Raw genomic sequence first — 22,199 nt, forward strand, 5'->3', positions numbered from 1 at the left:
CAGGTGAGTTCCCATGGCTAACACAGGCTACTGCACGCTGCAGGACCTCCGTCGGGCGCTCCAGGAGGCGGACCTCCCGGGCGACGTCGAGCAGGAGCCCCAGCTCGCCGTCGACGCGATCACCGCCCAGACCGAGTGGCTGGAGAAGACGCTCAAGCGCCACTGGTACGCGCCGACCGGCGCCGACATCCTCTCCGAGGCCGACCAGATCGACATCCCGACGGACTCGAAGACCCGCGACGACGAGTACGACATCCCCACGTCGTCGGCGTTCGTCGTCGACGATGACGGCCCGGCGCCGAAGACCTCCCAGGGCTCGTACGCGAAGATCGAGCTCGCCCGCCGCGACGCCGAGAGCGTCTCGGCGCTGCACGTCCGGACGGAAGACGGCACCTTCGAGGACTGGGCCGACAGCCCGGACTACACGGAGGGGTCGTGGCCGCCGTCGGGCGAGGACTACTACCTCCGCGTCAACAACGGCGGCTGGAGCCTGCTGTACCTCGACACCGAGAACCTGCTCGAAGACGACGAGGACGACGAGTACGTCCTCGACTCGTTCGCGAACGCCGTCTATCTGGAGTGGTCCTACGGCCACGAGGGGATTCCACAGAACGTCCGCCGGGCGGTCGCCTTCCGCGCGGCCTCGGACTTCGTCGAGGACGCGGCGATCCAGATCCCCGAGAACGCCCAGGTCTACAACGTCGAATCGCTCGCCGAGCAGTTCGAGCGCAAGGCCGAGGACCTGCTGGAGGTCTACCAGTGATCGTCGAGTTCGTCGCGCAGGTGGTGGGCGCTATCATCGGGGTCGCGATCTACCAGGCGCTGGTGGTAGACTCGCCCAGTGGGGCCGGTGCGAACGTCGCCGAGACCCCCGACGAGGACCCACGCGACGGCGACCGCTTCGAATCGAGTGGCCACGAGACGCGGAGGTCCTGGTGATGGTCACGCTCGACGACGACTTCGAGGACAACCTCCGCGCGGCGGTCCTCGACGAGGTCGAGCAGACGGTCCGCGACGAGATCGGGCCCGAGCTCAAGCAGGCCGCCGAGGAGAACTGGAAGGCCTACGCGTCGCGCAACGGCTACGATATCGACCACGTCTGGGAGGACGCGACGCTGGCCGTCGGGCGCGACGACGACAGCGTGACCGTCCGCATCGAGTGGCCCGAGCTGACGGCGCTGTTCGAGTGGGGGGTCGACCCACACACCATCGAAGGCAACCCGCTGTTGCACTTCTACTGGGACGCAAAGGACACCTGGATCACCACCGACGAGGTGAACTGGGGCTCGGAGACGGGCGGGATCCCCGAGTCGCGGGCGATCCGTGACGCGCTCGACCAGCTGCGGGGGATGATGTAGATGGCCGTCCAGGACGAGGTCGCGTGGGCGCTCGCCACCATCAAGAGCAACTGGCCCGGCGACTGGCCGGCCGACGACGACGGCACCGATCGGCTCTACCGGGTCAACCGCGACGATCCGCTGATCCTCGAAACCGGTCGGGAGACGCTCGAAGTTGACCGCACGAGGGCGTCGGCCCTCGGCGCGTCGCTGGGGTCGCGCGACCCGGAGGTCGCGGGCCCGGACAACCGCCGGCGCGTCACGACGACGGTCGACTGTCGGCTCAAGGGCCTCGACGACTCCCAGCACGGCCATATCACGTCGGCGAACCACGCCAAGCGCCTCGCGATCTACGCACACCGCGCCATCCAGCAGGAACTCTCCTACCCGGACGTCGACCCCGACGCCGAGGACATCGGCCGCGTGGCCTACCACACGGCGACGGTGTCCGAGCCGACCAGTCGCAGCCAGGAGTGGATGGACGAGTACTTCTGGACCTGGGCGATCGAACTCGTCGGCTACGAGTCGATCTGACCCAGACCGCAGTTTTTCAGTACGCCCCTGACGCGCCCGGTCGCCGCGGCCGGCGTCGAGGCGCACCACGCGGCGCTTTTCAGGAGTTCATCATGATGACCACAACGCATAGCGGAGGTATCGCATGACGGGCGCCGGCTCGGCGCAAGTCGCCTACACCGTCGAGGACAGCTACGGTGCCGGCCCGCAGGCCGAACCGACATGGATCCAGCCGGGCATCGACGTGACCGTCGGCGACCTGACGGTCGACCAGGCGCTCGAACGCTCCCGGCATCCGAACGACCCGACGCCGGCGGGCTCGCGGGAGGGCAACTGGGAAGGTGCGCAATCGCTCTCCTGGGTGCTCACGGACGACCAGTTTCACGAGCTCGTCTTCGCCGATGGCGGGACGGCGCTCCCGTCGTCGGCGATGGAGGCGCCCAGCGCGACGTGGTACTTCGCGGTCGACATGCCCGACGGGACGACCGAGACCCGCACCCCGACCGGCGCGACCGTCACCGACGCCACGGTCACCTACGAGCAGGGGAGTGACGTCCAGGTCGAGCTGACGATCCTCTACGGGTTCGAACCGACCGATGTGACGACGCCCGCTGAGGCGGACATCCAGCAGCCGACGGACGACCAGGCGTTCACCTGGCACGGCGCGACGTTCACCGTCGACGGGACGAACCAGGCGCTCATGCAGTCGGCGTCGCTGTCGCTGTCGGGGCTGGCGCGGTTCCGCCGCGGGCAGTCACGCCACCCCTACGACGCCGTCACGGGGGCCATCGAGCCGTCGCTCTCGACGGACGCCACGTTCACCGAGCGCGACCAGCTCGCACTCGCTGTCGACGACACGGCCGGCGATGCACCGGTCGGGAAGGTCCCCGCAACGCTGTCGTTCGAGAACGGCCAGGGGGACACGATCGGCTACGACCTGACTGACTGCCAACCGACCTCCTGCAGCTGGTCGGACCTGGTCGCCGCCGACGCCGACCTCTCCGAACCGATCGACTACCACGTCGCAGACGTTGCCGTCGCCTGATACCCATGCTCGACACTGAGACCTACACACTGGACACCGCGATCGACGACCTCGACGAGCGCATCGACGACTACGACGAGGCGATCGAGGCCACCGACGAGGAGACCGACGAGTACCAGATGCTGCAGGACCGGCGGGACACACTGTCCTACCGGCGCAACGGCCTCATCTGGCAGCGTGACGAGGCGGGCTGGGGCGGCGACGCCGTCATCAAGATCGGCGCCCCGGCCGCCGGCGAGGAGGCGCTCATGGACCGCGAGGTCCCCGAGGCGGCTGGCGAGAAGGAGCGTCGGCTGTGGTACGTCGCGACCGCCACCGTCGAGGCGCCCCACGACACCGACAGCATCAGCGACGCCTTCGACGATGTCGCGAACTGCCACAGCGGCTACATCCGCTGGGCGGAGGCACAGGCCAACGGCCTCGGTGTCGCGGGAAACGCGACCACGTCCTCGACGTCATCGACGGCGACCGAGGACTCGGCGACGTCGACGGACGAACCCGCCTCGACTACCTCATCGTCGTCGGGCTCGCCCACGGAATGAGCTACGAGGCGGTGTTGGACTGCCCGACCGCGTACCTCGAACTGCTTGACGCCTACGCTGCCACCCGACTCCAACTATGAGCTTCGAGACAGAGGCAGAACTCTCGCTGGTCGTCCCCGAGTCGGAACTCCGGGGCGTCCGCAAGCAGATCGAGTCGGGCATCGGCGAGACGCCGGTCGGCATGACCGACGGCGGGACGATGTCCGCCCAGGCCGCCGGCGGTGGCGGTCGCGCTCGCCAGCGCGCCCGGCGGGAGTACCGCTGGGCACGCGAGCGCACCGAGGCGGCGGCGGAGATGGTCACCTACCTCGAAGAGATCGAGGACAAGATCGGCGAGGGTGGCGGCGGTGGCGGCGGGATCGTCGACGATCTCATCGGGTCGGTCACCGAGACGGCGGGCGACGCCGCCATCGAGGCAGGGGACACGGTCGCGGAGATGGCGACAGACGCCGTCTCGACGGCCGTCGGCAACGCCGTCGCGGACGCGGTCACCAACAACAGCCTCGGCGTCGACAAGCCGAGCTGGGTGCCCCTCGAAGTGGAGGATGTCAGCCCCATCCCGGTCGAACAGCCGACTGGGGGAGGGGACGAGAGAAATTTCCTTCCAGGCCCAGACGGCTCGTATCGGATCCCGGAACCGCCGTGGGTCCCGGACCTCGTGGACGATCTCGGGGGCAAGAAGGTCCGCATCGAGGAACCGCCGGGACCGATCGGCTACGAGCCGCTGCCCGGCCCAGTCGAGTTCGAGAAGCTTCCGGGCCCCGTTCGCTTCGAGAGTCTGCCCGGCCCGGTGCGGTTCGAGTCGCTTCCCGGGCCGGTGCGGATCGAATCGCCGGCCGAACCATATCCTGTTGAGGATGTTGGTCCGATTGAGGTTGATGTCTCGGTGTCAGCCACAGGAGATGGCAGTGGTGGCGGTACTGGTGGTTCTGGATCAACCAGCGACGATGGTGGTGACGGGGAGGGAGGTGGCAACGAGACTTGGCACGATACAATCGGCGATACGATCCGAGACTTTCCTGTGGTCGGCCCCATCGCCGCTGATGCTCAGGAGAATTTCGGTGAAATAGAGCCGACGCACGGAAGAGAAACCGTCGCGCCCCGCCGCCGGGGCGAAGATATCTACACAGAGCCATATTTCCCGGAGGGGTACGACACTGATTCGAACACTTCGTCAGGAGTTTCTGTCGGCGGTAGCGGCCCGGCTGTCGAACTGACTGTCGAAGCCACATCGAATGCCGACGTGACGGTTGATCCGCAGGGACTCCGCGACATCGAAAAGGCCATCGACGCCGTGCGTGAGGCGCATGAAGACAACATCGACGACCTGGAGGGTGAGATCGACGACCTGCGAGCCGACCTCGAAGACATCGAAAAGGAACTCGACGATATCGCGAGTGGGCGGTAGTCAGGTCACCCGCCACCCGTCAACAAACCTTGAATCATGGCTCCTAACCCCAGGATCATCACGGCGATCCCGTTCTTGGTGTGGTGGTGTCGGTAGATCTGGTAACCACAGTATGCGGAGAGTCCGCCGAACGCGAGTGGGACAACACTCACTGCGATAAATGCCGACACGATACCAATGACGGTGAATTCACGCTCGCCGAACAGGTCCAGCAGCGTATCTTCTCCCCCTTCGGTGTGCCCGTCTGCCCCGTCGCCGGCGACCTCGTCGTCTGCCGTGGTGTTGCTCATGTCCGACATATATCTGGCAACCAGCCTAAAACCACCGCCGCAGCACTTAAGCAAACACTCCGACCCGCAGAGCCTGCGCCTCAGGCGCATATCGTGCCCGTTGAGCAGGGTGATCACGCAGTCTGATCGGGGGGTGGGCAAACGTTTATACACGTGTACACACTTGCTTTCACCATGGCAACCAGCGACGAGCAGCCCGCCGAGAGTGAGATGCTTCCCGACGAGCGGGAGGCCATCGCCGAGCGTGCTGGCGACCTCGACGAACTCGACGACGACGAGTTCCTCACCACGGACGAACTCGCCGAGAAACTCGGCTTCAGCCGCGAGTAGGCGTGCCGCGATCGCCGTCGGAATATCGGATTCATCCTGCGGTGTACGACGACATCGAGCAGATCAAGGACCACAACCCAGATCACGCCGAGCGATGCTTCGATACCATCGACGACTGGGAGCGGAAGATCGGGTGGGGCCGGGTCCCGCAAAACCACCTCACCTACCTAACCGGATCCAAGTCACACAACTTCTATCGTGAATGGGTCGGGCAGAGCGGATATCGGATTATCTACGACATCAGCGGTGATGTCATGACGGTCGTCGCAGTCCGGCCCAAAGGCGACGATACGTACGACCTTGACGAGTTCCGCCGTCGGATGGACCAATTGTAGCCCACTTCGAGTTTGCAAAACCTCCAGCCTATTCCTAACCCCTATGGGGTTAGGAATGGGACGGAGAGATTGGTAGGTTGGAGTCGTGCGCGCTATTCGTCGCTGCTACCCAGGTGATACGTCTCCCGGGCCTTGCCGGACGGGATGTCTGGAAGTGGCCCACCCCACGGCTCACAGCCGGCGATGGGCGCGATGCGCGTTTCGAGGATCCGGTACGCGAGGTTCAACGCCATGCGCGCATCACGAATCTGCTCGGGCGTCGGGTCGCCGCCCTGGTACATGGTGTTCATCAGGATGTCGTACAGCGCTTCTTCCACACCGAACCGCGCCTCGTCCAGCTCACTCGCCGCAGACTTGCGGCCAACCTCGCGCCAGAGTTCGGCGTCGTCCATGCTACGGTTCACCCTGTTCGACTGCCTCAACTACCACTTCTGCAGCGTCGCGACCGTCGGGCAGGACGTGGTGCTCATGGATAGAGTGCACACTCAACAACTGGTCGACTGCCGCGCCGCGGGATGTCTCCGGCCAGTCGTTCAGGTCACGGTACACCGACGCGAGGACCCACCGCGGCACCGTCACATCTACCTCGGTGTATCCAGCCCTGGGATCGGGGACTGGCCCCGACTTGGGAACGACCTCTTCGGGGAAGTAGTTGTTCGCGAGCCGGCGCTGTCTCGGCGCCGGCTCGTCGAGCCGCGGCACATCGTCGAAGGCCGCGCGGATCTCTTCGGGCGTCGTCGGGATCGTGGCAACCGACTCGGTCGGTTCGGACTCACCACCTGCGGCCAGCCCGCCGCCGGCGACGGCCACCGCGGACTGGAGGAACGCACGCCGGTCGATCGAGAGCGGTGTTTCGTTCATGGCCTACGCCTCCCGCCCCTCTTCCGGGGCCGAGAACGTTGTCACCTGGGGCGCCCGAATCGTCAGCCGCGATTCCTGCGTCGCGGCGTCGGCAGTCACGGCGAGCCGGGCGTTCATGACTACCTCGGTCGCGCCGAGGGTCGGCGTCAGCACGTCGAGATCGCTACAGCTACGACACGACAGCTGGGCGACGCTCCACCGGCGCATATCCGACATCCGGTAGGCGTACACGATGATACGATCACCTTCGCGGACCGTCCGCCGGCACGACCCGCAACAGGCCTTCCCGCCGGCGCCGACGGCGTGCCCCTCAAACACTTGCTCGGGTGCGGCGTCGACTATCTCGCCGCTCATAGCTGCGCCCCGCAACCCCGGCAGATTTCGAACCGCTCGTCGGTGTGGACGCGACCACACTCGGCGCAGCGGAGTTGGACGCTCGATGCAACGGTCGTGCCTGAAATCTTATCAGGCGTGGTTTCGTACGTCGACATGGGTTTCGGTGCAAGAAGCCCGGGTTCGGTGTTCCAAGCACCGTGCCACTTTCTGTGGCGTCCCGCGCTCCTTACTGTATACAATAAGCCCCGCGTACTTAACCTTACCGAATACAGAAAGGCTTACTGTATTGGGAAAGGATTATACCACAAGGGGGAGTATTACCGAATGAAGTATGACTACGGCTACGCAAACCGCGGACATGTCACAGGGCCGCGGCCTATTGACCGAGAGCGAGCGCGAAGCAATCGCCGGCGAAGCGTCCGATTCCTACCGCTACAAGACGCGGTCGTTCCTACGCGACCGCCTCGAAGAGGTCGAGGAGGATGTCGCCGTCCTCGCCGAGCACGATCCCGAGTTGCTGGACGAACTGCGCGATGTCGTCTGTGAGGAGGGGTAGGAATGGCAGACGAACATCCTTGGCGAGACGAAGAGAGGTTGAGGGAGATGTACTGTGGCGAGATGCTGACCACATATGAGATCGCGTCCGAATGGGGCTGCTGCCGCGGAACTATTCAGACTTGGCTGGACAAGCACGAAATCCCCACCCGCGATCGGGGGAAGTCCCCCCGCCCCGGGGAAAAGGACTCTGTCTCGTGTCCAGATTGTGACCAAGACTTCGACACTGAAAAAGGGATGAAGGTGCATCATGGCTGGAAGCATGATGGAGATCTGGACACCGAGGACGAGTCTGCGCTGAATTCATGGGACCACAAGTGCCCGGATTGTGAGGAAGAGTTCAGCACGGAGAGGGGGCTGAACATTCATCACGGACGAGTTCATGATGGATCTCTCACCACCATCGAGATAGAATGTCATTATTGCGGGGGGCGAGAGCAGAGGCCAAAGAGGCAAATAAACAACCCTGACCGGGTGTTTTGCTCTCGTGAGTGTCACCACAAGTGGAAAGGGGACGACACAACAAAAACCTCGGTTGAGTGTGCCGAGTGTGGGGGTGAGTTGGAGCGGTATAAACGCCGCGTAGAACAATATGATCGACAATTCTGCGGTCCCTCGTGCCGCAATAGTTGGTACCGATCGAACATAGCCACAGGCGCCGAACACCCACTATATGACCGGGTTGAGGTGGAGTGTGCGAATTGTGGTGCTGTAGAGAAGAGATACCCCAGCCAATCCGGGTACGAGAATCATTTTTGCTCGGGTGATTGCTATGGCGAATGGGCTTCTGAAAACCTGACCGGCGAAGACGCTCACCACTACAAGGGCGGGGAATACGGGTACGGGCCTGGGTGGACACTCTCTAAGAAAGAAGCAGTCCGGGAGCGCGATGACCGGGAGTGTCAGCACTGTGGCAGGGGGGAGGAGGAGCACTTGGAAGAATTTGGCCGAAGGCACGCTGTCCACCACATCACCCCAGCCCGCTCATTTGACGACCCTCAAAAACGGAATGCCATGAACAACCTCGTGACACTCTGCGTGGAGAGGTGTCACCAAGACTGGGAGGCGATGGCGCCCTTGCGCCCAGACACCAGGAGTAATTCCGCCGGTTGAGTCTCCGCACCGATGACCCCCTACATGGGCGAGGAAGTGGTAATCCAGGATTCTCACAACACATGCCAGGACTTAGAGACAAAGCTATCCTTGAGATTGATCTCAGGGACGAGAGTGGAAATGTAAGGACAGGAAAATTTTTCCTCCAGGAGGACCTCAACGACAGCAGCGAGCTCTCGAAGCTGTTCCTGCTCTCCAACCGGGGACAGTATATCAGCGAGGCGTTCGACGTAGCCAGCGACCAGATCCCGGACGACATCCTCGAAGGCGAGACTGAGAACCGCCGCGGCTATCACGTCGACGGTGGCGCCGGCACCTTCGGCTACAACCTGACGGCGAACGTCGGCCCCGAGGAGGATCCGTGGGGCGACGGGTCGGCGGCAGCCGGCGCGGTCAACCGCTACGATGCGTCTGGCGATGTGGCGCTGGTCGCGAAGAAGCAGGTTCTGGAGTGGTACGTCGGCCAGGCGAAGACTGACAGCGGGAACCCCGCCCGGCTGCACGTCGGCGAGTGGACCGATGGGTCACACGGCACCGATGTCGGCGCGTACGAGCACCCGTTGACGGTCGCGATCACCGAGTTGAACATCGACAACGACCCTGACAAGCCGTCGGCGTTCAACGCGACGATCACGGTCGAGTGGACGACGCCGTGGGCCGGCGCCGTCGACTGGGCCCAGGACGTCGTCGACGACATCGCCGAGATCATCCCGGAGTTCTGACTCATGAAGTACCTGTACACACATCCCATCCCGGAGCAAGCCCAGACCGGCGAGAGCAACAGCCTCGGCCAGCAACTCGCCAAACACGGCCTGCTCGACGGCGGGACGGCCATCGAGTCGATCGCGTCGGAGGCGTCGGATCTGACGCTGGAGGGGCAGTACCGCTGGGGTGGGCGCATCTCGACGATGCTCGCCCACGAACTCGACGAGCTGGCCGACGCGGGCATCCCGGCGCTGCCGCTCTACCGTCCCGAGCGCACGTTCGGCAACGCCGGCTACTACTCCATCGAGAGCGCGGACATCACGCCGCTGCATCCGAACCGGCGCGAGGTCTGGCAGTACGACGCCAGCCTGACGTTCATCGGGACGCGCGGGAACTACCGGAGGCGGCTTAGTACCAACCCCAGCCAAGTTGATCATCCTTGGGGGAATGATACCCGCGCCCTGGTCGGGCTCCCGGCAGCTGCGTCGCGCGTCGAGTGGCGCGACCCCGACACGGCCGAGACGACGCCGGCGACCGCGGATGTCACGCGGAGCGCGGAGTTCGCGGACGTCGACCTGTACGACGCCCAGGCGGCGCCGTACGACAGCCCCGAACTCGTGGCCGACGTGCCCTACGCTCGTGAGGGCGAGGTCGATGTCTCCGTGTTCGACACGCAGGGCCACGCCGACCGGTCGGACAGCGACGGCATCCGCCAGTGGGAGAAGGCCTGGGTCCCAGCTCACGACTACACAGGAACGCCGGTCCTGAGCAACGGCCTGGTCAGACTCACACTCGACACGGACACGGGCCTCGCGGCTGAGCACTGGGACGGCGGCGGCGCCGGCGCGTGGGCGGCCGAGAGCCTGCCCGCCAGCGACTGGGCGCTGTGGGACGTGGACATCCGGAGCATCGGCCTGGCGGCGGTCACGGCGCGGCTGCGCTTCCGCGACACGACGAGCAACGACACCTACCCGCTGGACTGTCACCTCCAGCGGGGCTACGCCGACCCGCAGTGGACGATCACGTCGGGCAGCGCGGTCCCATCGGGCCTGGAGTCGCTGCTCGACCCCGTCTCGAGCCCGCAGATCGGCCGGCCCGGTGCCACGCAGAACGTCATCGCGCGGGGTGAGCTGTAGAGATGCCGACGGAGACCTGGACGACGGTCGGGAGCCACACCTGGACGGTCCCCGACAACGTCGCGCAGGTGACGATCCGCGTGTGGGGGGCGAGCACCGCCTCCGCCGAGGGCGGCCGTGCCGAGGCGACGTTCGACGTGACGGGTATCAGCACACTCTATCCGTACGTGGGCGGTGAGGGCGGCACGGACAACGGTCCCGGCGGATTCAACGGCGGTGGCGCCGGCGGGAGCGGGACCCAATCGACGGGCAACGACGGTGGTGGGGCCACCGATGTCCGCCGCGGTGGGGAGACACTCTCCGACCGGCTCATCGTCGCCGGCGGTGCTGGTGGTTGGGGGTCGTACACCACCCGGGACCCCGGACACGGCGGCGGCGCGAATCAGAACGGGCAGGAGGGTGAAGAGGGGGCCGGGACGATCGGCGGCGAGGGCGGGACGCTCTCGTCGGGCGGTGCCGGCGGGACCGCCAGCGCCGTCGACGGCGAAGATGGCTCGCTCGGGCAGGGTGGTGCCGGCGCATCGACCGACACCAATGGGTCCGCCGGCGGTGGCGGCGGTGGCGGCTACTACGGTGGTGGCGGAGGGGGTGTCGGCGCGGCCAGCGACGACGAATCCGGCGGCCCCGGCGGTGGCGGCTCGGGCTGGGTCGCCAGCAGCGGGACGAACGTCTCGGGATCGACGGGTGTCCGGGCGGGCGACGGCCGCGTCGAGATCGAGTACGTCCTCGGTCCGGTCCCGGGCGTCGACGCCACCACCTCGGCCGCCGACGCCATCACCGTCACGTGGGACGATCCCTTCAGCACCGAGGACAGCTTCGAGCTCTACCGGAGCACGTCGCCGGGCGTTGACACCTCGGGGTCGCCCTTCGCGACGGTCGGCGCCGGCGTGACCAGTTTCGTCGACGCGGGCCTCCCGGACGGCGAGCGCTACTACTACCGCGTCTGTGCCACGCAGGGCGGCGAGCAGGGCAACGACTCCGCCGAGGTCGCGGCGACGACGGCGCTGCCGGCGCCGGGGGACCTGGCTGTCTCGAACGTCACGGCCGACAGCGTGGACCTCTCGTGGACGAACACCCACGACAACGGGACCGTGACCGTCCAGTACCGACCCACGGACACGTCGACCTGGCAAGACGCCGCGACGGGGCTGTCCCGGTCGACCGAGAGCTACACGCTGTCGGGCCTGCGCAACGGCGAGGCCCACGACGCCCGCGTGCTCGCGGTCACGGAGCACACCCAGACGGCCGACGCCGTCTTCGACGTCCAGCCCGGCGAGACGTGGACGTTCACGAAGCCGCTGGACCCCGAGACGATGCCCTTCGAAAAACCGTTAGTTAACGGCGGCACAGTCCGCCCTGACGACGCCCCATAGGAGATCCATCATGGATGAACCCAACTACCAGATCACGGATAGCACCGGTACAGTCATCGGCGAGATCGGCGCGACCAGCGACGGCGACGTGGTCGTCGAGCACGCAGCCACGGGCGAGACAGCAACGCTGGGGCCGAGCGGGCTCGGCGTCGCACAGGCCAACATCGGCGCGATATCTGGTGTCGACGCCCAGCCTCACCAACCCCGCTACCAGTCCTACAAGAGCGACTTCAGCTGGCAGGACATCTCGTGGGAGGACAAGGGCGGTCCGATCATCGACGGCTCTGGCCCAGGCGACGGAGAAGCTGCCTGGCCGACTGTGATCCACGCCGCGTCGGTGCTCGACAACTCATACGACGACTGGTATTGCTACTGGTCGACCCACGACCGCAACTATATCGCGCTCTCGACGGCACCGAGTCCGTGGGGGCCGTGGAGCTATCACGGCAAAGTCCTGTCCGACAGTGAGGGCTCGCAGACGGCCTCCCCATCGGTCGTGTTCGACCCTGAGCGGGGGCGGCTCAACCTCTACTACCACGTCGACCCGGACTTCACGACGGGCGGGGCGGGCAAGCAGTACACCAAGCTCGCGACGGCCGCCTCGACGGGCAATGGCACCTCTTTTACCATCCAGGGGGCCGCGCTGGATGCGCCGGAAGACGCCAACTGGGACGGCCACGAGCGCAGTTACATGTCGGTGGTTCGCCGCGGAAAACGCTTCATCGGCGTGTATCAGGGCCGGGACAAGGCGAACAACATCAAAGGCATCGGGCTGTGTCACTCCATCGACGGCGAGACGTTCGTCAAATCGCAGAGTCAGCCAGCCTGGGACAACACGCAGTGGGCTGGCTACGACCCGACAATCCCGCAAGGCGGTTCGCCCGCGCTCTCGCTCGTCGGCGGCCACCTCACGATCCACTACGCGGATTTCCAGGCCGCCGAAGCCCGGGCGCTCCCCTACGAGAGTGCCGACGCCGCGCTCTTGCAGGGGGGCGAGACGGTCTACACGGCGCCGGCGTGGACCGACAGCGGCGACACGGTCGTCGCGCAGGACTTCGTCTCCGACGGAGAGTATCTGTATCTGGTCTACTTCGCGACGCCGACCGATGGGGTCGACAACGAAATTGGCGTTGCGCGGGCTGAACTGGGGGTCGATATCGGATGACGGTGCTCTTCGACAACTACCGACTCGTCAAGTCGTCTCGGACGAACTTCCTCACCGGGAGCCTTCCCGACTGGCTCATCGACGGGTCCAGAGGTGGCGGGTCCATCACGGCCGAGTCGGAGAACGGCGGGCGGGCTGTCCTGAGCTCGGGAACACAGTCGACGGGCGACGAGGCGAAACTGGAGACGAACGACCTCGATCCCGGCCCGTTCGATGGGATGTACATGCGCTCGGTCGTGCGCCACGGCGGGGCAGTCTCGAACCCCCGGGCGTCGTCGGACATCTGCGGGTGGCGCGGCCCGAATGGGGATAACAACATCCTCCACCGCGTCTACGTCACGAACCTATCAGAGCAACGGAACACGATCACCATCGAGCGCAATGGGTCAACGACGCTCGCCGGGACGCGAGCGTGGACTGACGACCTGCACACGCTCGAAAGCGAGCTGCTCTGGGACACAACCGACGGGCGGATCCTCCACCGGTTCCAGGACGCGTTCGCTCAGGAGGTAACGTCGGTGCAGCCGGACCTGTCGAGCAACTTCTTCCGTGGGAAAATCAACGTGCTGACGAACGACACTGAGGTAGATCGCGTGATGTACGTTTACGAGGTCGAGATCGGGTACGTCGACAAGCTCGATGGGTAAGGGTCCTACTGAGCGCCCGTTTCACGCTCGCCGGGACTGTAACGAACCTACCCCGAACGTTTAAGACTCACCTCACCGACCTATCACGTGCCTGCATTCGCAGGCACCTTCCGCGACCATCGGATGTGCGTCCCCCCGTGCATCCACCCGTTTCTTGATCACCTCTGAGCCGACAGTCCGCGTTTTCCAGACCCATGTCAGTCCAGTTCACCACACAGCTACCGGACGAGGACCAGCCCGTCCTCGGCAACGGCGTCGAGGACGAGATCGCCGTCGACCGCGAGTCGGCGCCGGCCAACTACGGCGACATCCGCATCCAGACCCGCGAGACCGGACAGTCGTCGTGGGACAGCGGCGCGACGGGCTTCGTCGAGCAGACGATCGACCACGCCACCGTCCAGACGGTCATCGGCGGCCGCGAGGACGGCGAGGAGTACGAGGTCCGACTCAGGACCGAGACCGAGCACGTCACCGGCGCGTGGACGGCGCCGGTCGCCATCGTCACGAAGTTCCCCGGCGCCGCCAACCCCGTTGTCGACGCCGTCACGACCACGTCCGCCACGGTCTCGTGGACGGACAACGCCGACAACGAGGACGGGTTCTACCTGCAGCGGCGCAAGCGCTACGACTCGGGCTGGGGCCCCTGGAGCACGGTCGTCAGCGTCGGCCCGAACGTCACGCAGGCGACCGACGACACGGTCCAGCCGGCGCGGGAGTACGAGTTCCGCATCCGCGCCTACACCGAGGACGCCGAGGCGTTCAGCGGGAGCGTCGCGACGACCACGCCCGACGCCGGGCTCAGCCAGCGGTCCGTCTCACCGACGGGTTGGGACGTCGTCGTCGAGTCGACCGTTCGCGATGCCGAGCGGGAGCCGCTCGTCCTCGACGACCCGCAACTGCAGCCGACGCTCAACGGCCAGCCTCGCATCACGATCCCCGTCCCGCGGGACGAGTCGTGGTCGAGCGACACGTGGACCGACGCGGAGGTGACGGCGACGGTCAAGGGCAAGCCCGTCCCGATCGAGGAGCTCGAAGACGTCGAGCACACCCCCGAGCGGACGGTCCTGCGCTGTGTCGGTGGGATCGAACTCGAGAATCGCGTCGAGATGGAGGTCGACCAGCGACCGGTCCACGAGACCGCGGAGGATGTCGCCGCTGAGGCCTCGGACTACCAGATCAACGTCGACGACCCGAACGCCGAGACCGTCGCCGACCAGCTCGTCCAGAGCGCGCCGACGCTGTCGGACTACACACAGCTGGCGAGCGCGCCCGACACGGAGCCCGTCGACATCGGCTTCGACCGCGTCGACCGGCTGGCGTCGTGTTTCGTCGGCATCGAGTACGACTTCGAAGGCAACTACGAGTCGCTCACCGACGGGAGTCCCGACCCGCCGCACTACATCGACGGCATCGCCGCTCGCATCACGCCCGGGGATGCCCTGGCTCGGCAGGTTCAGTTCTCGTTCACGCCCGACTACCGCATCCCGGCCGATCGCGTCGGCGTCGCGATCTCGGCGCCCGTCGCCGACGGGACGTTCGACATCGCGAGCAACGTCACGCTCAACGGGTCGGAGATCGCCAACATCCCAGCCGGGGCGTGGGGGACCTACGAGGAGAGTTACTCGGGCGGCGACCTGCAGGCCGGCGAGGAGTATACGCTCTCCATCGAGGTCTACGGCGAGGACGATGCCGAGGCGATCATCGACGGCATGGCCGTCTACGATACCGAGTACCCCCCGACGGGCTTCGACCGCCCGGACGAGCTGTTCGACACGATCGCGCGTCCCGAGCCCGTGCCTGGCGGGCTTGCGGTCACGATGGACGAGGTCACGCCGGCGGTCTCCGTCTCGGGCGCCCGCGTCGACGCCGACTTCGACGACACGTCGGGCGTCCAGCAGCTGGAGGTTTCCAACGACCAGGGGACGACCTGGCAGACCGCGTCGAACACCGAGAGCTTCGAGACGGACTTCCCAGACCTGGGCCCGACGCTGCAGTTCCGCGTGACGCTCGGCGGCTACGGCTCCGGCCGCGGTCGGAGCCCGACGACGGACTACCTCGCGCAGTCGCTGACCGGGCACAGCCTCTACGCCGACCTGGACGAGACGCCGCTGGTCGTCAACTCACACTACAACCGGAGCGCGAAGTCCATCCTGACGGAGCTGGCCGATAGGGCCGACGCCATCTGGGAGGTGCAGTTCGACCAGAGTGCGGACTCGATCGCCTTCGAGTGGACCCAGCCCGGCCAGCGCGGGACCTCGGACATCGGCGACGTGACGACCTACACCGCGACGAAGACGACGCGCGAGCGCCCGGAACAGGTCATCGTCAAGGGCGCCGGCCTGCCCTTCGAGGAGCGCTTCACGGCGTCCCTCGGCGACTGGCACGACCTCGGGGAGATCCGGCTCATCCCCGGCTCCGAAAGCGTGACCGATCCCGACTCCGGCGAGCAGTTCGAGCGCGGCGCCGACTACTCGCTCGACCTGCTGGACGGTCGGATCAAGCCGCTGTCGTCGGGGTCGATGGCGGGCGGGACGGCGTATCAGGTCGACTACCGCCGCAAGGCCATCGCCTTCGAGACGCTGCCCGGTGCCAGCGGGGGCGACATCACGGACCTGCGCGTCGAGCCCGGGCCGTGGGATCTCCCGTCGCTGACGACCGACCAGGAGGCCGGCCTGGTCGCGCGGCGCATCGCGTCGGAGCTGCAGGAGCCGCTCCACGAGATCGAGGTCGAAGTCACGGACATCTCCGCGTACAACCTGCTGGAGGCGGTCGACTCCGACGTGGTGCCGACGGACGGCCCGCTCAAGCTGCAGAACGTGTCCTCGGAGCCCGGGTCGGCGACGCTGTCGTGGGGGAGTCGGGAGACCGCCAGCGACGTGGTCGCGGACATCCAGGCGGGACTCTCGCAGACGAACGAACGGGTGTAAAACGAGCGGTCAGCGGGTGTCCGCGCGTAGCGACTGTTCGCTCGTAGTGGTGCCGCAGCCAGCACACACGAATACCTTCCCTTTCAGGCGGTCCCACTCCATTTCACGGTGGCAGATGTCACAATAGTCGAGGTACGTGCCCCCGCTAGAGGTATCACTCGGCATCGTCGTCGCCCCCAGGACTCCACGATCCGGAGAACGTCGTCGCGTGCGTGTCGAGCGTGAGGTTGACAGCCTCCAGCGACGCGTCCTCGATGGGCTTACCATCGACCGTCACGCGGTCGTATCCGTCGTCGACGTCGACCGGCGTCTCGCCGACCTGCCCCCACTCGTAGGCCTCGATGGCGAAGCCGACCGCGACCCACTTGTGCGGGGCCGTGACCGGCGGGCCGAGCGGCTCGTCGCCGTCGTCGCCGGCCTTCGACAGGCTCGTCATGGCGATCATCCCCGCCATGCCCTGCATGGACGGGCCTCCGCTGTCCGCCGATAGGACGATGGCCTCCCACGCCTGCCCGTCGTCGGTCTGTGCGACGCGGACGGTGTACTCGCCGGCGTCGACCTCGTCGGCGGTCGCGAGGTCACTCGCCATCGGTCAGCACCTCGCGGCCGGCGTCGGTGATCTCGTACAGCCCGCGCGTGAGCTGACGGGCCAGCCCCGCCCGGCCCAGCCGGACGAGTGCGGAGTTCACGTCACCCTTCTCCAGGCCCGTCCGCTCGCGGACGAGTTGTGGGTTCGCCCGCCCGTCCGCGAGGACCTGCAGGACGCTCCGGTCGCGGTCGTCGGGGACGGTGTCACCCGGCATCGTCGTCTTCCCGGGGCCGGATGTCCACGACGATCTCGCCCGTCTGGTTGTAGCTCTGGAAGAAGTCGTCGAGGTCCTGGGGCGGCTTGACGTACGTGTTGATCTCCGGGTCCTGCTCAGTGTAGGGCACGACCGTCGTGATGCGGTAGGCCTCGGCCACGTCCACGCCAGCGGTCTCAGCCTCGGCGAGCATCTCGGCGGCGAGCCCCGGCTGTTCGTCACTCGCCATCGTCGACCACCTCGTCGAGGATCGCCTGCGCGTCGGCGAGTGGCGTCCGCCCCGGCGCGTCGTCGGGGAGCCGCTCCAGCCCGCGCGCCAGCGCGTCGCGGGCCTCGGCCAGCCGCTCGGGATCGGCGCCGTCCTGGGCGGCCAGCCGTTCGCGGCAGTCGTCGAGGTCGGCCTGCATCTCGTCGAGGTCGTCGACGCCCATGCCGTGGTGTTCCCACAGCCAGTCGTCGACGAGGTCGCGCGTGTCGACATCGGCGCGGCGGTCGCCCTCTTCGGCGGTGTCGTCGGTGCCGTCCTCGCGGGGATCGTCCGCGAGTTCGTACAGGCCGCTGGCGAGGCGCTCCACGACACCGTGTTCAAGCAACCGCTTCAGCTTATCACTCGCGTACGGGCGAGTGATGTCTACCCGCTCAGCCACGTACAGGGGCGTCGCGCGCCCCTCGTGGAGTACGTCGAGTATCTCGCGATCCGTCTCGTTCAGATCGTCCTTGTCAAGAGCCACTACTGACACAGTTCCATCTCCGGCTATACGTTTGTTCCGCTACTACGAGTATGTTACGGTGGGTTGTTACCTACAATAGATTACGCATAGTAAGATTAAAGAGGCATGGCCGTGTACTGTAGAGTAAGCAGGGAGCCCCGGTCAGAAGGTGGCCGGCGCGTGTTGTCGCACGCCCGACCTGCTTGGAGAACCAAGCGATGGCAACTACGCAATCCAACACCCAAAACGGTACCGACGACGCGCTGCCCGCCGGCTGGGCGCGCGTCCCCGACGACCAGCTGCACCACACCGTCCGCGCGGCCTTCGAGCACGACTCGGGCCTGCGCGTCACGATCGAGTCGATGTCCCGACCCGATCAGATGCACGACGCGCGCTCGTCGCGGATGGACTCGGGCTACGTCGCCCGCGTTCGCGACGACATGGGCGCCGACCTCTGTCCCGAACTGTCCGCCAAGTCCGTCGCCCGCGACGCCGCCCGGGAGTTCGCCGCGGCCCACCCCGACGGCGAGTTCGAGGTCCCGGACCCGCGCGACCAGCCGCTCGGCCCGATCGACTGGAGGGACGAGTGATGGTTATCTTCGACCGCCGCGACGAGTTTGCCGATTCGGAGTCGAACCTCGAAACGGTCGCTGCCGAGGCGCACGACCTCTACAGTAGCGACGCGTTCAAGGATGATGTCGCAGAGGCGCTCGGACCGGTCGTCAAGCAACACCTCGATTGCGAGGCCGTCGATGCCGCTGCGGAGGAGGTCCTTCGCGAGTGGATGGCGAAGGAGGCGATGGGCGGCCTCTTTCAACTCCGTAACCAGATCGTGACGAACCGCCAAGCAGACTTCGCCGAGGGCGACCTTATCCGGATGCAGTCGGCGAGCGACCCAGACGAGATCATCCGGTACGTCATCGATGACGCGGCCCCCGACGATACGGGCGTTCGCGTCTACCGGGTCCCGGACGATCCTGACGACGATCCGTCGATGACGGACCACAGCGCCGGCCACATCAAGTTCTGTGACCGCTTCGCGGTTGACCGGAGCTATCGCGATGCCGAGGCGCGCCCGTTCGTCGTCGCGCGGCGGTTGGGCAACGGCCAGGGGGTCGATCTCGATGAGTAAGTGGTCTGATGTCGACGAGCGCCGTATCTGGCGGTCACTCGTGGTCCAGTCTCACGGTCCTGACGGCGTCGACGCGTTCGACTACCTGCGGGCCGGGTCCCGTGCTGACGACGGGAGGGGCGCATGAGCGACGACCTCCCGCAGCTCCACGTCGGCGATCACGTTCAGGATCGGGAGGACGACCCCGACGAGGCAGCGACCATGCTCGTCGTCGGCACGCCGGCCGAACGGGCCGACGAGGTCCCGGTCGACGACGAGAAGACCGTCGCCGATGTCAACCCCGAGTACCCCGCCGACGATCACGTCGTCGAGGCCGCCTTCCCGAGCCGGACGACGGCCGATGTCGACCACCTGACGAGCTACGCCTACCCGCGGTCGCGGCTACGGCGGACCGCACGACTCCACAGCGAGGAGGACAGCGATGACTGAGGGCATCACGCTGGCGTTCACCAACGAGGCGAGCAACCGACGGCGGATCCGCCTGGAGCGCCGGGACGCCGGTGGGTGGACGATGCACGACGAGGAGTTCGACGGCGACAAGTGGCGGCCGGTCGGTCGCGAGATCGTCGCCGATGTCGAGCTCGAGGTCGGTGCCGCGGCCGCGGACGTGCTCGACGTGGTCGGCGGCGCCGGCCAGACGGTCACCGGGCCCGAGCAGGTGGACCGATGAGCCTGTTCACGGCGTCGTTCGAGTTCTTTCGCGTACCGCTGCCGAAGACCGACACCGAGATCGTCGTCCAGACGCGCCAGGGTGTGTGGGTGGAGGTGACGACCGATGGGTGAGCGAACGCGCAGTTTCTCGGACCCCGATACGCTGTTTGAGCTGGTCCGCTCGGACACGCCCGTCTGGGACGACGGGTTCAAAATGGGCGAGCCGACCGGCGAAGTCGTCTGTGAGGGGTGCGGTGCGTCGGCCGCGGCGCCGGAGTACATCAACCACGACAAGGACTGCAGCCAGCGAGACGTTACGAGCGAGTGGTACGACGAACTACACTGACCGGTTAGCTGACCGATCCCCCTTCTACGTCGCCGACTTCGAGCGTCCATCGCACGTCAACCGCGTCGAGCCGGTAGGTGTAGGTGCCCACCTCGTCGACCGTCGCATCCACGACGCTATACTCGTACTCCCCACCAGCCGGGATGTTGATGCGAGCGCCCGACTCGTAGGTGTACCAGATGTCGGACTCGCCCTGCCAGCTGACGCCCGTCACGATCGACGAGTCGCGGGCGGTCCGATTCCGTAGCGTGACGGTGTAGCTGAACGGCTCGCCGGGTTCGATCTGGTCGGGGATGTCCTCGCTGGCCTTGATCACGTCACCGTCGGTCAGCGGCTCGACGATGTCGAACGCGACCTCGACGCTTTCCGAGGTCCGATTCTGTGCGTCGTCGCGGACGATCGCGTCGGCGGTGTAGCTGCCCTGGGGCCACCGGCGGCTGTCGAACGCGACCGCCGTCTCGTAGGACTCGCGCTCACCCTCTTCCGTGAGTTGGCTGCCCTGTTTGGTCTGGTACCCAACGCGCGATCCCGTGCTGTCGAAGACGCGGCCCTGAAGCGTGGCCGCGACGGTGCCGCCGGTCGCGGGGAGGTCAAGGTCCACACCGAGGACGGCCCACCCACCTTCACCGATGCTCTCGACGGCGTTGTCCGTCACGTCGCCGCGGCCCTGGAACGCCGTCACCAGATTGGCCGCGTTGATCGCCGGCGCCTGTGGCGTTGGTTCCGGTGTCGGTGTTGGCTCCGGCGTCGGCGACGGGCTCGCCGTGGGCGTCGAGGTCGGCGTTGGCGTCGGTGTTGGTGTGTCCGTCGGGGCGGGCGTCTCGCCCCCATCCGAATCCTGCCCACCGCTACCGCTCGGACACCCCGCAACGGCGCCCGTGGCTGCGACCGATGCTGCCGCAAGGAACTGTCGGCGGTCCATACCTACCGATTACTGTCCGCCTACTAAGGGATACTGGCGAGACTGCCCGACCACTTTCACCACCCGGCACACGCAAATACGCCCTGGTTTGATACGTCAGCGGCCGTAACGTACCAGTTTCCGTGATTTTACTTTCACTCCACGTGAGAAGAGCCCTCAAGTACCACACTCCCGTCGGTGTGGGACGCGATGCTCACCGTGCCCCAGGCCGAGCACTACGAGCTGGTCGATGCGAAGGAGGATCGGACCGTGCCCTACGCAGCCATCGTGTTCGCGGGGGAGGTGTAGATGTCAGTCAGCCGTCGCCGCCGTCTTCGGATTTCCCTCGTCGGCCCCTTGGTCTTCGGCGCGATCGAGAACACGGCGGATCACGTCGTCGAACGAGTCGTTCGGCTCTTTACGACTGTTGAGTCGCTTCCACGTGTCGTGCTTGATCCGGATGTTCACATCGTCGTCGGCCATGTATGCGTGTGCGCATTGCACCGTTTTATACCTACCCCCACTGCGGACTTGTGTGCATGTGTGCAACTGCGCACCCTAACAAGAGTAAGCTATTTGTGGCTGCCGTGTATGCACACATACGATGGGCGATGAAGACACGTCGATCCGACTCAAGGTCGACACCTGGCGCCGGCTCCGGTCGCGGAAGGGGCCCGGCGAGTCGTTCGACGACGTGATCAACGACGTGCTGGATGAGGCCGACGCTGTCGCTGCCGAGACGTAGGCACCGCTCGCGAACCAAAAGACACGGCCTGTCTCACCAGGCCGAGAACGGCAACCCATGCAAACCCAGACCCCACGCCCGGAAAGGTATACGCCGCCAACGCGGCCGGTAACCGCGACCTACCGGGTGGTATCTGGCTCGCTGGGGTGCCCGAAAGCGGGCGTAGCCTGTCTGCACCAACGGACCCACTCTGTCCAAGGATCAAGTCCGTTGGTGCAGGGCCACGGCTCCGTCGCCCGCAGTGGGGTTACACAGAGCCACGATGCAAATCGACGTTCACACTGATAGAAGTA

34 protein-coding genes are annotated in these 22,199 nt (G+C 66.2%); 24 read left to right on the plus strand and 10 right to left on the minus strand.

Going from position 1 to position 22,199, the window contains the following annotated elements; genetic code table 11:
- Nucleotides 1-13 precede the first annotated feature (13 nt).
- From HZS54_RS04705 to HZS54_RS04735, 7 genes are all read left to right on the plus strand, one after another.
- Nucleotides 14-763 carry a hypothetical protein gene (locus tag HZS54_RS04705; RefSeq protein ID WP_179920792.1) on the plus strand — a complete coding sequence of 250 codons (750 nt, stop codon included), beginning with the start codon at nucleotides 14-16 and terminating at the stop codon, nucleotides 761-763.
- Nucleotides 760-939: a hypothetical protein gene (locus HZS54_RS04710; RefSeq protein WP_179920793.1), complete on the plus strand. Its 180-nt coding sequence runs from the start codon at nucleotides 760-762 to the stop codon at nucleotides 937-939. The genes HZS54_RS04705 and HZS54_RS04710 overlap by 4 nt, the downstream gene beginning before the upstream one ends.
- The gene (locus HZS54_RS04715; RefSeq protein ID WP_179920794.1) at nucleotides 939-1,358 is read left to right on the plus strand and encodes a hypothetical protein; all 420 of its coding nucleotides are present in this window, start codon (nucleotides 939-941) and stop codon (nucleotides 1,356-1,358) included. The genes HZS54_RS04710 and HZS54_RS04715 overlap by 1 nt, the downstream gene beginning before the upstream one ends.
- Nucleotides 1,359-1,871 (plus strand): hypothetical protein, encoded by a 513-nt coding sequence (locus tag HZS54_RS04720; protein WP_179920795.1) that lies wholly within the window; start codon nucleotides 1,359-1,361, stop codon nucleotides 1,869-1,871.
- A gap of 124 nt (nucleotides 1,872-1,995) precedes the next feature.
- Complete coding sequence (locus HZS54_RS04725; RefSeq protein WP_179920796.1) at nucleotides 1,996-2,895, plus strand: phage tail tube protein; 900 nt, start codon at nucleotides 1,996-1,998, stop codon at nucleotides 2,893-2,895.
- Between the two features lie 5 nt (nucleotides 2,896-2,900).
- A complete protein-coding gene (locus HZS54_RS04730) occupies nucleotides 2,901-3,437 on the plus strand; it encodes a hypothetical protein (RefSeq protein ID WP_179920797.1) in 537 nt (178 codons plus the stop codon).
- Between the two features lie 181 nt (nucleotides 3,438-3,618).
- On the plus strand, nucleotides 3,619-4,845 hold the full coding sequence (locus HZS54_RS04735; RefSeq protein ID WP_179920798.1) for a hypothetical protein: 1,227 nt from the start codon (nucleotides 3,619-3,621) through the stop codon (nucleotides 4,843-4,845).
- Between the two features lie 5 nt (nucleotides 4,846-4,850).
- On the opposite strand, the gene HZS54_RS04740 is transcribed toward HZS54_RS04735, so the two are convergent.
- Nucleotides 4,851-5,135 (minus strand): hypothetical protein, encoded by a 285-nt coding sequence (locus tag HZS54_RS04740; RefSeq protein WP_179920799.1) that lies wholly within the window; start codon nucleotides 5,133-5,135, stop codon nucleotides 4,851-4,853.
- Between the two features lie 174 nt (nucleotides 5,136-5,309).
- Between HZS54_RS04740 and HZS54_RS04745 the strand changes: the two genes are divergently transcribed.
- Together HZS54_RS04745 and HZS54_RS04750 are read left to right on the plus strand one after the other, a co-directional pair.
- On the plus strand, nucleotides 5,310-5,465 hold the full coding sequence (locus tag HZS54_RS04745; RefSeq protein ID WP_179920800.1) for a hypothetical protein: 156 nt from the start codon (nucleotides 5,310-5,312) through the stop codon (nucleotides 5,463-5,465).
- A 41-nt stretch (nucleotides 5,466-5,506) separates the two neighbouring features.
- Nucleotides 5,507-5,800 carry a type II toxin-antitoxin system RelE family toxin gene (locus HZS54_RS04750; protein ID WP_218927117.1) on the plus strand — a complete coding sequence of 98 codons (294 nt, stop codon included), beginning with the start codon at nucleotides 5,507-5,509 and terminating at the stop codon, nucleotides 5,798-5,800.
- Between the two features lie 92 nt (nucleotides 5,801-5,892).
- On the opposite strand, the gene HZS54_RS04755 is transcribed toward HZS54_RS04750, so the two are convergent.
- The 3 genes from HZS54_RS04755 to HZS54_RS04765 are packed head-to-tail and all read right to left on the minus strand — an operon-like array spanning nucleotide 5,893 to nucleotide 7,015.
- A complete protein-coding gene (locus HZS54_RS04755) occupies nucleotides 5,893-6,192 on the minus strand; it encodes a hypothetical protein (RefSeq protein ID WP_179920802.1) in 300 nt (99 codons plus the stop codon).
- 1 nt (nucleotide 6,193) lies between these two features.
- On the minus strand, nucleotides 6,194-6,661 hold the full coding sequence (locus tag HZS54_RS04760; RefSeq protein WP_179920803.1) for a hypothetical protein: 468 nt from the start codon (nucleotides 6,659-6,661) through the stop codon (nucleotides 6,194-6,196).
- Between the two features lie 3 nt (nucleotides 6,662-6,664).
- Complete coding sequence (locus HZS54_RS04765; RefSeq protein ID WP_179920804.1) at nucleotides 6,665-7,015, minus strand: DUF8112 family protein; 351 nt, start codon at nucleotides 7,013-7,015, stop codon at nucleotides 6,665-6,667.
- Nucleotides 7,016-7,328: 313 nt separating this feature from the next.
- Here HZS54_RS04765 and HZS54_RS04770 point away from each other — a divergent pair, with 313 nt between their 5' ends.
- From HZS54_RS04770 to HZS54_RS04805, 8 genes are all read left to right on the plus strand, one after another.
- Complete coding sequence (locus tag HZS54_RS04770) at nucleotides 7,329-7,553, plus strand: hypothetical protein (protein WP_246391770.1); 225 nt, start codon at nucleotides 7,329-7,331, stop codon at nucleotides 7,551-7,553.
- Nucleotides 7,554-7,555: 2 nt separating this feature from the next.
- The gene (locus HZS54_RS04775) at nucleotides 7,556-8,665 is read left to right on the plus strand and encodes an HNH endonuclease (protein ID WP_179920805.1); all 1,110 of its coding nucleotides are present in this window, start codon (nucleotides 7,556-7,558) and stop codon (nucleotides 8,663-8,665) included.
- Between the two features lie 62 nt (nucleotides 8,666-8,727).
- A complete protein-coding gene (locus HZS54_RS04780; RefSeq protein ID WP_179920806.1) occupies nucleotides 8,728-9,387 on the plus strand; it encodes a hypothetical protein in 660 nt (219 codons plus the stop codon).
- A gap of 3 nt (nucleotides 9,388-9,390) precedes the next feature.
- Nucleotides 9,391-10,506 carry a hypothetical protein gene (locus tag HZS54_RS04785; RefSeq protein WP_179920807.1) on the plus strand — a complete coding sequence of 372 codons (1,116 nt, stop codon included), beginning with the start codon at nucleotides 9,391-9,393 and terminating at the stop codon, nucleotides 10,504-10,506.
- A gap of 2 nt (nucleotides 10,507-10,508) precedes the next feature.
- The gene (locus tag HZS54_RS04790; RefSeq protein WP_179920808.1) at nucleotides 10,509-11,879 is read left to right on the plus strand and encodes a glycine-rich protein; all 1,371 of its coding nucleotides are present in this window, start codon (nucleotides 10,509-10,511) and stop codon (nucleotides 11,877-11,879) included.
- A 10-nt stretch (nucleotides 11,880-11,889) separates the two neighbouring features.
- Nucleotides 11,890-13,044, plus strand: a complete 1,155-nt coding sequence (locus HZS54_RS04795) for a hypothetical protein (protein ID WP_179917605.1) — start codon at nucleotides 11,890-11,892, stop codon at nucleotides 13,042-13,044.
- Nucleotides 13,041-13,691: a hypothetical protein gene (locus tag HZS54_RS04800; RefSeq protein ID WP_179917604.1), complete on the plus strand. Its 651-nt coding sequence runs from the start codon at nucleotides 13,041-13,043 to the stop codon at nucleotides 13,689-13,691. Before HZS54_RS04795 ends, HZS54_RS04800 begins: the two co-directional genes overlap by 4 nt.
- 194 nt (nucleotides 13,692-13,885) lie before the next feature.
- A complete protein-coding gene (locus HZS54_RS04805) occupies nucleotides 13,886-16,618 on the plus strand; it encodes a fibronectin type III domain-containing protein (protein WP_179920809.1) in 2,733 nt (910 codons plus the stop codon).
- A gap of 154 nt (nucleotides 16,619-16,772) precedes the next feature.
- Here the strand turns inward: HZS54_RS04805 and HZS54_RS04810 are convergent, their stop codons facing one another.
- From HZS54_RS04810 to HZS54_RS26030, 4 genes are read right to left on the minus strand one after another with little or no spacing between them, the layout of a single operon-like run.
- Nucleotides 16,773-17,207, minus strand: coding sequence for a hypothetical protein (locus tag HZS54_RS04810; protein ID WP_179920810.1), 435 nt, complete (start codon nucleotides 17,205-17,207; stop codon nucleotides 16,773-16,775).
- Nucleotides 17,197-17,421, minus strand: a complete 225-nt coding sequence (locus tag HZS54_RS04815) for a hypothetical protein (protein WP_179920811.1) — start codon at nucleotides 17,419-17,421, stop codon at nucleotides 17,197-17,199. The genes HZS54_RS04810 and HZS54_RS04815 overlap by 11 nt, the downstream gene beginning before the upstream one ends.
- Nucleotides 17,411-17,650, minus strand: a complete 240-nt coding sequence (locus tag HZS54_RS04820; protein WP_179920812.1) for a hypothetical protein — start codon at nucleotides 17,648-17,650, stop codon at nucleotides 17,411-17,413. Before HZS54_RS04820 ends, HZS54_RS04815 begins: the two co-directional genes overlap by 11 nt.
- Nucleotides 17,640-18,152, minus strand: a complete 513-nt coding sequence (locus HZS54_RS26030; RefSeq protein WP_218927118.1) for a winged helix-turn-helix domain-containing protein — start codon at nucleotides 18,150-18,152, stop codon at nucleotides 17,640-17,642. The genes HZS54_RS04820 and HZS54_RS26030 overlap by 11 nt, the downstream gene beginning before the upstream one ends.
- A gap of 197 nt (nucleotides 18,153-18,349) precedes the next feature.
- Here HZS54_RS26030 and HZS54_RS04830 point away from each other — a divergent pair, with 197 nt between their 5' ends.
- The 6 genes from HZS54_RS04830 to HZS54_RS04850 all read left to right on the plus strand — a co-directional run bounded on the left by HZS54_RS04830 (nucleotide 18,350) and on the right by HZS54_RS04850 (nucleotide 20,260).
- The gene (locus HZS54_RS04830; RefSeq protein WP_179920813.1) at nucleotides 18,350-18,721 is read left to right on the plus strand and encodes a hypothetical protein; all 372 of its coding nucleotides are present in this window, start codon (nucleotides 18,350-18,352) and stop codon (nucleotides 18,719-18,721) included.
- Complete coding sequence (locus tag HZS54_RS04835) at nucleotides 18,721-19,263, plus strand: hypothetical protein (RefSeq protein ID WP_179920814.1); 543 nt, start codon at nucleotides 18,721-18,723, stop codon at nucleotides 19,261-19,263. Before HZS54_RS04830 ends, HZS54_RS04835 begins: the two co-directional genes overlap by 1 nt.
- Nucleotides 19,256-19,390: a hypothetical protein gene (locus tag HZS54_RS26415; protein ID WP_281377735.1), complete on the plus strand. Its 135-nt coding sequence runs from the start codon at nucleotides 19,256-19,258 to the stop codon at nucleotides 19,388-19,390. Before HZS54_RS04835 ends, HZS54_RS26415 begins: the two co-directional genes overlap by 8 nt.
- The gene (locus HZS54_RS04840) at nucleotides 19,387-19,692 is read left to right on the plus strand and encodes a hypothetical protein (protein WP_179920815.1); all 306 of its coding nucleotides are present in this window, start codon (nucleotides 19,387-19,389) and stop codon (nucleotides 19,690-19,692) included. Before HZS54_RS26415 ends, HZS54_RS04840 begins: the two co-directional genes overlap by 4 nt.
- Complete coding sequence (locus HZS54_RS04845) at nucleotides 19,685-19,933, plus strand: hypothetical protein (protein WP_179920816.1); 249 nt, start codon at nucleotides 19,685-19,687, stop codon at nucleotides 19,931-19,933. The genes HZS54_RS04840 and HZS54_RS04845 overlap by 8 nt, the downstream gene beginning before the upstream one ends.
- Before the next feature lie 105 nt (nucleotides 19,934-20,038).
- Entirely contained in the window at nucleotides 20,039-20,260 is a 222-nt protein-coding gene (locus HZS54_RS04850) for a hypothetical protein (RefSeq protein ID WP_179920817.1), read from the plus strand.
- A 4-nt stretch (nucleotides 20,261-20,264) separates the two neighbouring features.
- On the opposite strand, the gene HZS54_RS04855 is transcribed toward HZS54_RS04850, so the two are convergent.
- Together HZS54_RS04855 and HZS54_RS04860 are read right to left on the minus strand one after the other, a co-directional pair.
- The gene (locus HZS54_RS04855; protein WP_179920818.1) at nucleotides 20,265-21,182 is read right to left on the minus strand and encodes a hypothetical protein; all 918 of its coding nucleotides are present in this window, start codon (nucleotides 21,180-21,182) and stop codon (nucleotides 20,265-20,267) included.
- A gap of 291 nt (nucleotides 21,183-21,473) precedes the next feature.
- Nucleotides 21,474-21,644 (minus strand): antitoxin VapB family protein, encoded by a 171-nt coding sequence (locus tag HZS54_RS04860; RefSeq protein ID WP_179920819.1) that lies wholly within the window; start codon nucleotides 21,642-21,644, stop codon nucleotides 21,474-21,476.
- A gap of 121 nt (nucleotides 21,645-21,765) precedes the next feature.
- Between HZS54_RS04860 and HZS54_RS04865 the strand changes: the two genes are divergently transcribed.
- Complete coding sequence (locus HZS54_RS04865) at nucleotides 21,766-21,906, plus strand: antitoxin VapB family protein (protein WP_179920820.1); 141 nt, start codon at nucleotides 21,766-21,768, stop codon at nucleotides 21,904-21,906.
- The last annotated feature ends 293 nt before the right edge of the window (nucleotides 21,907-22,199 follow it).

Origin of the sequence: Halosimplex pelagicum (assembly GCF_013415905.1) — an archaeon.
Taxonomy (GTDB): Archaea; Halobacteriota; Halobacteria; order Halobacteriales; family Haloarculaceae; genus Halosimplex; species Halosimplex pelagicum.

Coding starts and splice junctions, on each gene's coding strand:
- HZS54_RS04705 (WP_179920792.1), top strand. CDS start 14: ATGGCTAACACAGGCTACTGCACGCTGCAGGACCTCCGTCGGGCGCTC.
- HZS54_RS04715 (WP_179920794.1), top strand. CDS start 939: ATGGTCACGCTCGACGACGACTTCGAGGACAACCTCCGCGCGGCGGTC.
- HZS54_RS04720 (WP_179920795.1), top strand. CDS start 1,359: ATGGCCGTCCAGGACGAGGTCGCGTGGGCGCTCGCCACCATCAAGAGC.
- HZS54_RS04725 (WP_179920796.1), top strand. CDS start 1,996: ATGACGGGCGCCGGCTCGGCGCAAGTCGCCTACACCGTCGAGGACAGC.
- HZS54_RS04730 (WP_179920797.1), top strand. CDS start 2,901: ATGCTCGACACTGAGACCTACACACTGGACACCGCGATCGACGACCTC.
- HZS54_RS04735 (WP_179920798.1), top strand. CDS start 3,619: ATGACCGACGGCGGGACGATGTCCGCCCAGGCCGCCGGCGGTGGCGGT.
- HZS54_RS04740 (WP_179920799.1), bottom strand. CDS start 5,135: ATGAGCAACACCACGGCAGACGACGAGGTCGCCGGCGACGGGGCAGAC.
- HZS54_RS04745 (WP_179920800.1), top strand. CDS start 5,310: ATGGCAACCAGCGACGAGCAGCCCGCCGAGAGTGAGATGCTTCCCGAC.
- HZS54_RS04755 (WP_179920802.1), bottom strand. CDS start 6,192: ATGGACGACGCCGAACTCTGGCGCGAGGTTGGCCGCAAGTCTGCGGCG.
- HZS54_RS04760 (WP_179920803.1), bottom strand. CDS start 6,661: ATGAACGAAACACCGCTCTCGATCGACCGGCGTGCGTTCCTCCAGTCC.
- HZS54_RS04765 (WP_179920804.1), bottom strand. CDS start 7,015: ATGAGCGGCGAGATAGTCGACGCCGCACCCGAGCAAGTGTTTGAGGGG.
- HZS54_RS04770 (WP_246391770.1), top strand. CDS start 7,329: ATGACTACGGCTACGCAAACCGCGGACATGTCACAGGGCCGCGGCCTA.
- HZS54_RS04775 (WP_179920805.1), top strand. CDS start 7,556: ATGGCAGACGAACATCCTTGGCGAGACGAAGAGAGGTTGAGGGAGATG.
- HZS54_RS04780 (WP_179920806.1), top strand. CDS start 8,728: ATGCCAGGACTTAGAGACAAAGCTATCCTTGAGATTGATCTCAGGGAC.
- HZS54_RS04785 (WP_179920807.1), top strand. CDS start 9,391: ATGAAGTACCTGTACACACATCCCATCCCGGAGCAAGCCCAGACCGGC.
- HZS54_RS04790 (WP_179920808.1), top strand. CDS start 10,509: ATGCCGACGGAGACCTGGACGACGGTCGGGAGCCACACCTGGACGGTC.
- HZS54_RS04795 (WP_179917605.1), top strand. CDS start 11,890: ATGGATGAACCCAACTACCAGATCACGGATAGCACCGGTACAGTCATC.
- HZS54_RS04800 (WP_179917604.1), top strand. CDS start 13,041: ATGACGGTGCTCTTCGACAACTACCGACTCGTCAAGTCGTCTCGGACG.
- HZS54_RS04805 (WP_179920809.1), top strand. CDS start 13,886: ATGTCAGTCCAGTTCACCACACAGCTACCGGACGAGGACCAGCCCGTC.
- HZS54_RS04810 (WP_179920810.1), bottom strand. CDS start 17,207: ATGGCGAGTGACCTCGCGACCGCCGACGAGGTCGACGCCGGCGAGTAC.
- HZS54_RS04815 (WP_179920811.1), bottom strand. CDS start 17,421: ATGCCGGGTGACACCGTCCCCGACGACCGCGACCGGAGCGTCCTGCAG.
- HZS54_RS04820 (WP_179920812.1), bottom strand. CDS start 17,650: ATGGCGAGTGACGAACAGCCGGGGCTCGCCGCCGAGATGCTCGCCGAG.
- HZS54_RS04830 (WP_179920813.1), top strand. CDS start 18,350: ATGGCAACTACGCAATCCAACACCCAAAACGGTACCGACGACGCGCTG.
- HZS54_RS04835 (WP_179920814.1), top strand. CDS start 18,721: ATGGTTATCTTCGACCGCCGCGACGAGTTTGCCGATTCGGAGTCGAAC.
- HZS54_RS26415 (WP_281377735.1), top strand. CDS start 19,256: ATGAGTAAGTGGTCTGATGTCGACGAGCGCCGTATCTGGCGGTCACTC.
- HZS54_RS04840 (WP_179920815.1), top strand. CDS start 19,387: ATGAGCGACGACCTCCCGCAGCTCCACGTCGGCGATCACGTTCAGGAT.
- HZS54_RS04845 (WP_179920816.1), top strand. CDS start 19,685: ATGACTGAGGGCATCACGCTGGCGTTCACCAACGAGGCGAGCAACCGA.
- HZS54_RS04850 (WP_179920817.1), top strand. CDS start 20,039: ATGGGTGAGCGAACGCGCAGTTTCTCGGACCCCGATACGCTGTTTGAG.
- HZS54_RS04855 (WP_179920818.1), bottom strand. CDS start 21,182: ATGGACCGCCGACAGTTCCTTGCGGCAGCATCGGTCGCAGCCACGGGC.
- HZS54_RS04860 (WP_179920819.1), bottom strand. CDS start 21,644: ATGGCCGACGACGATGTGAACATCCGGATCAAGCACGACACGTGGAAG.
- HZS54_RS04865 (WP_179920820.1), top strand. CDS start 21,766: ATGGGCGATGAAGACACGTCGATCCGACTCAAGGTCGACACCTGGCGC.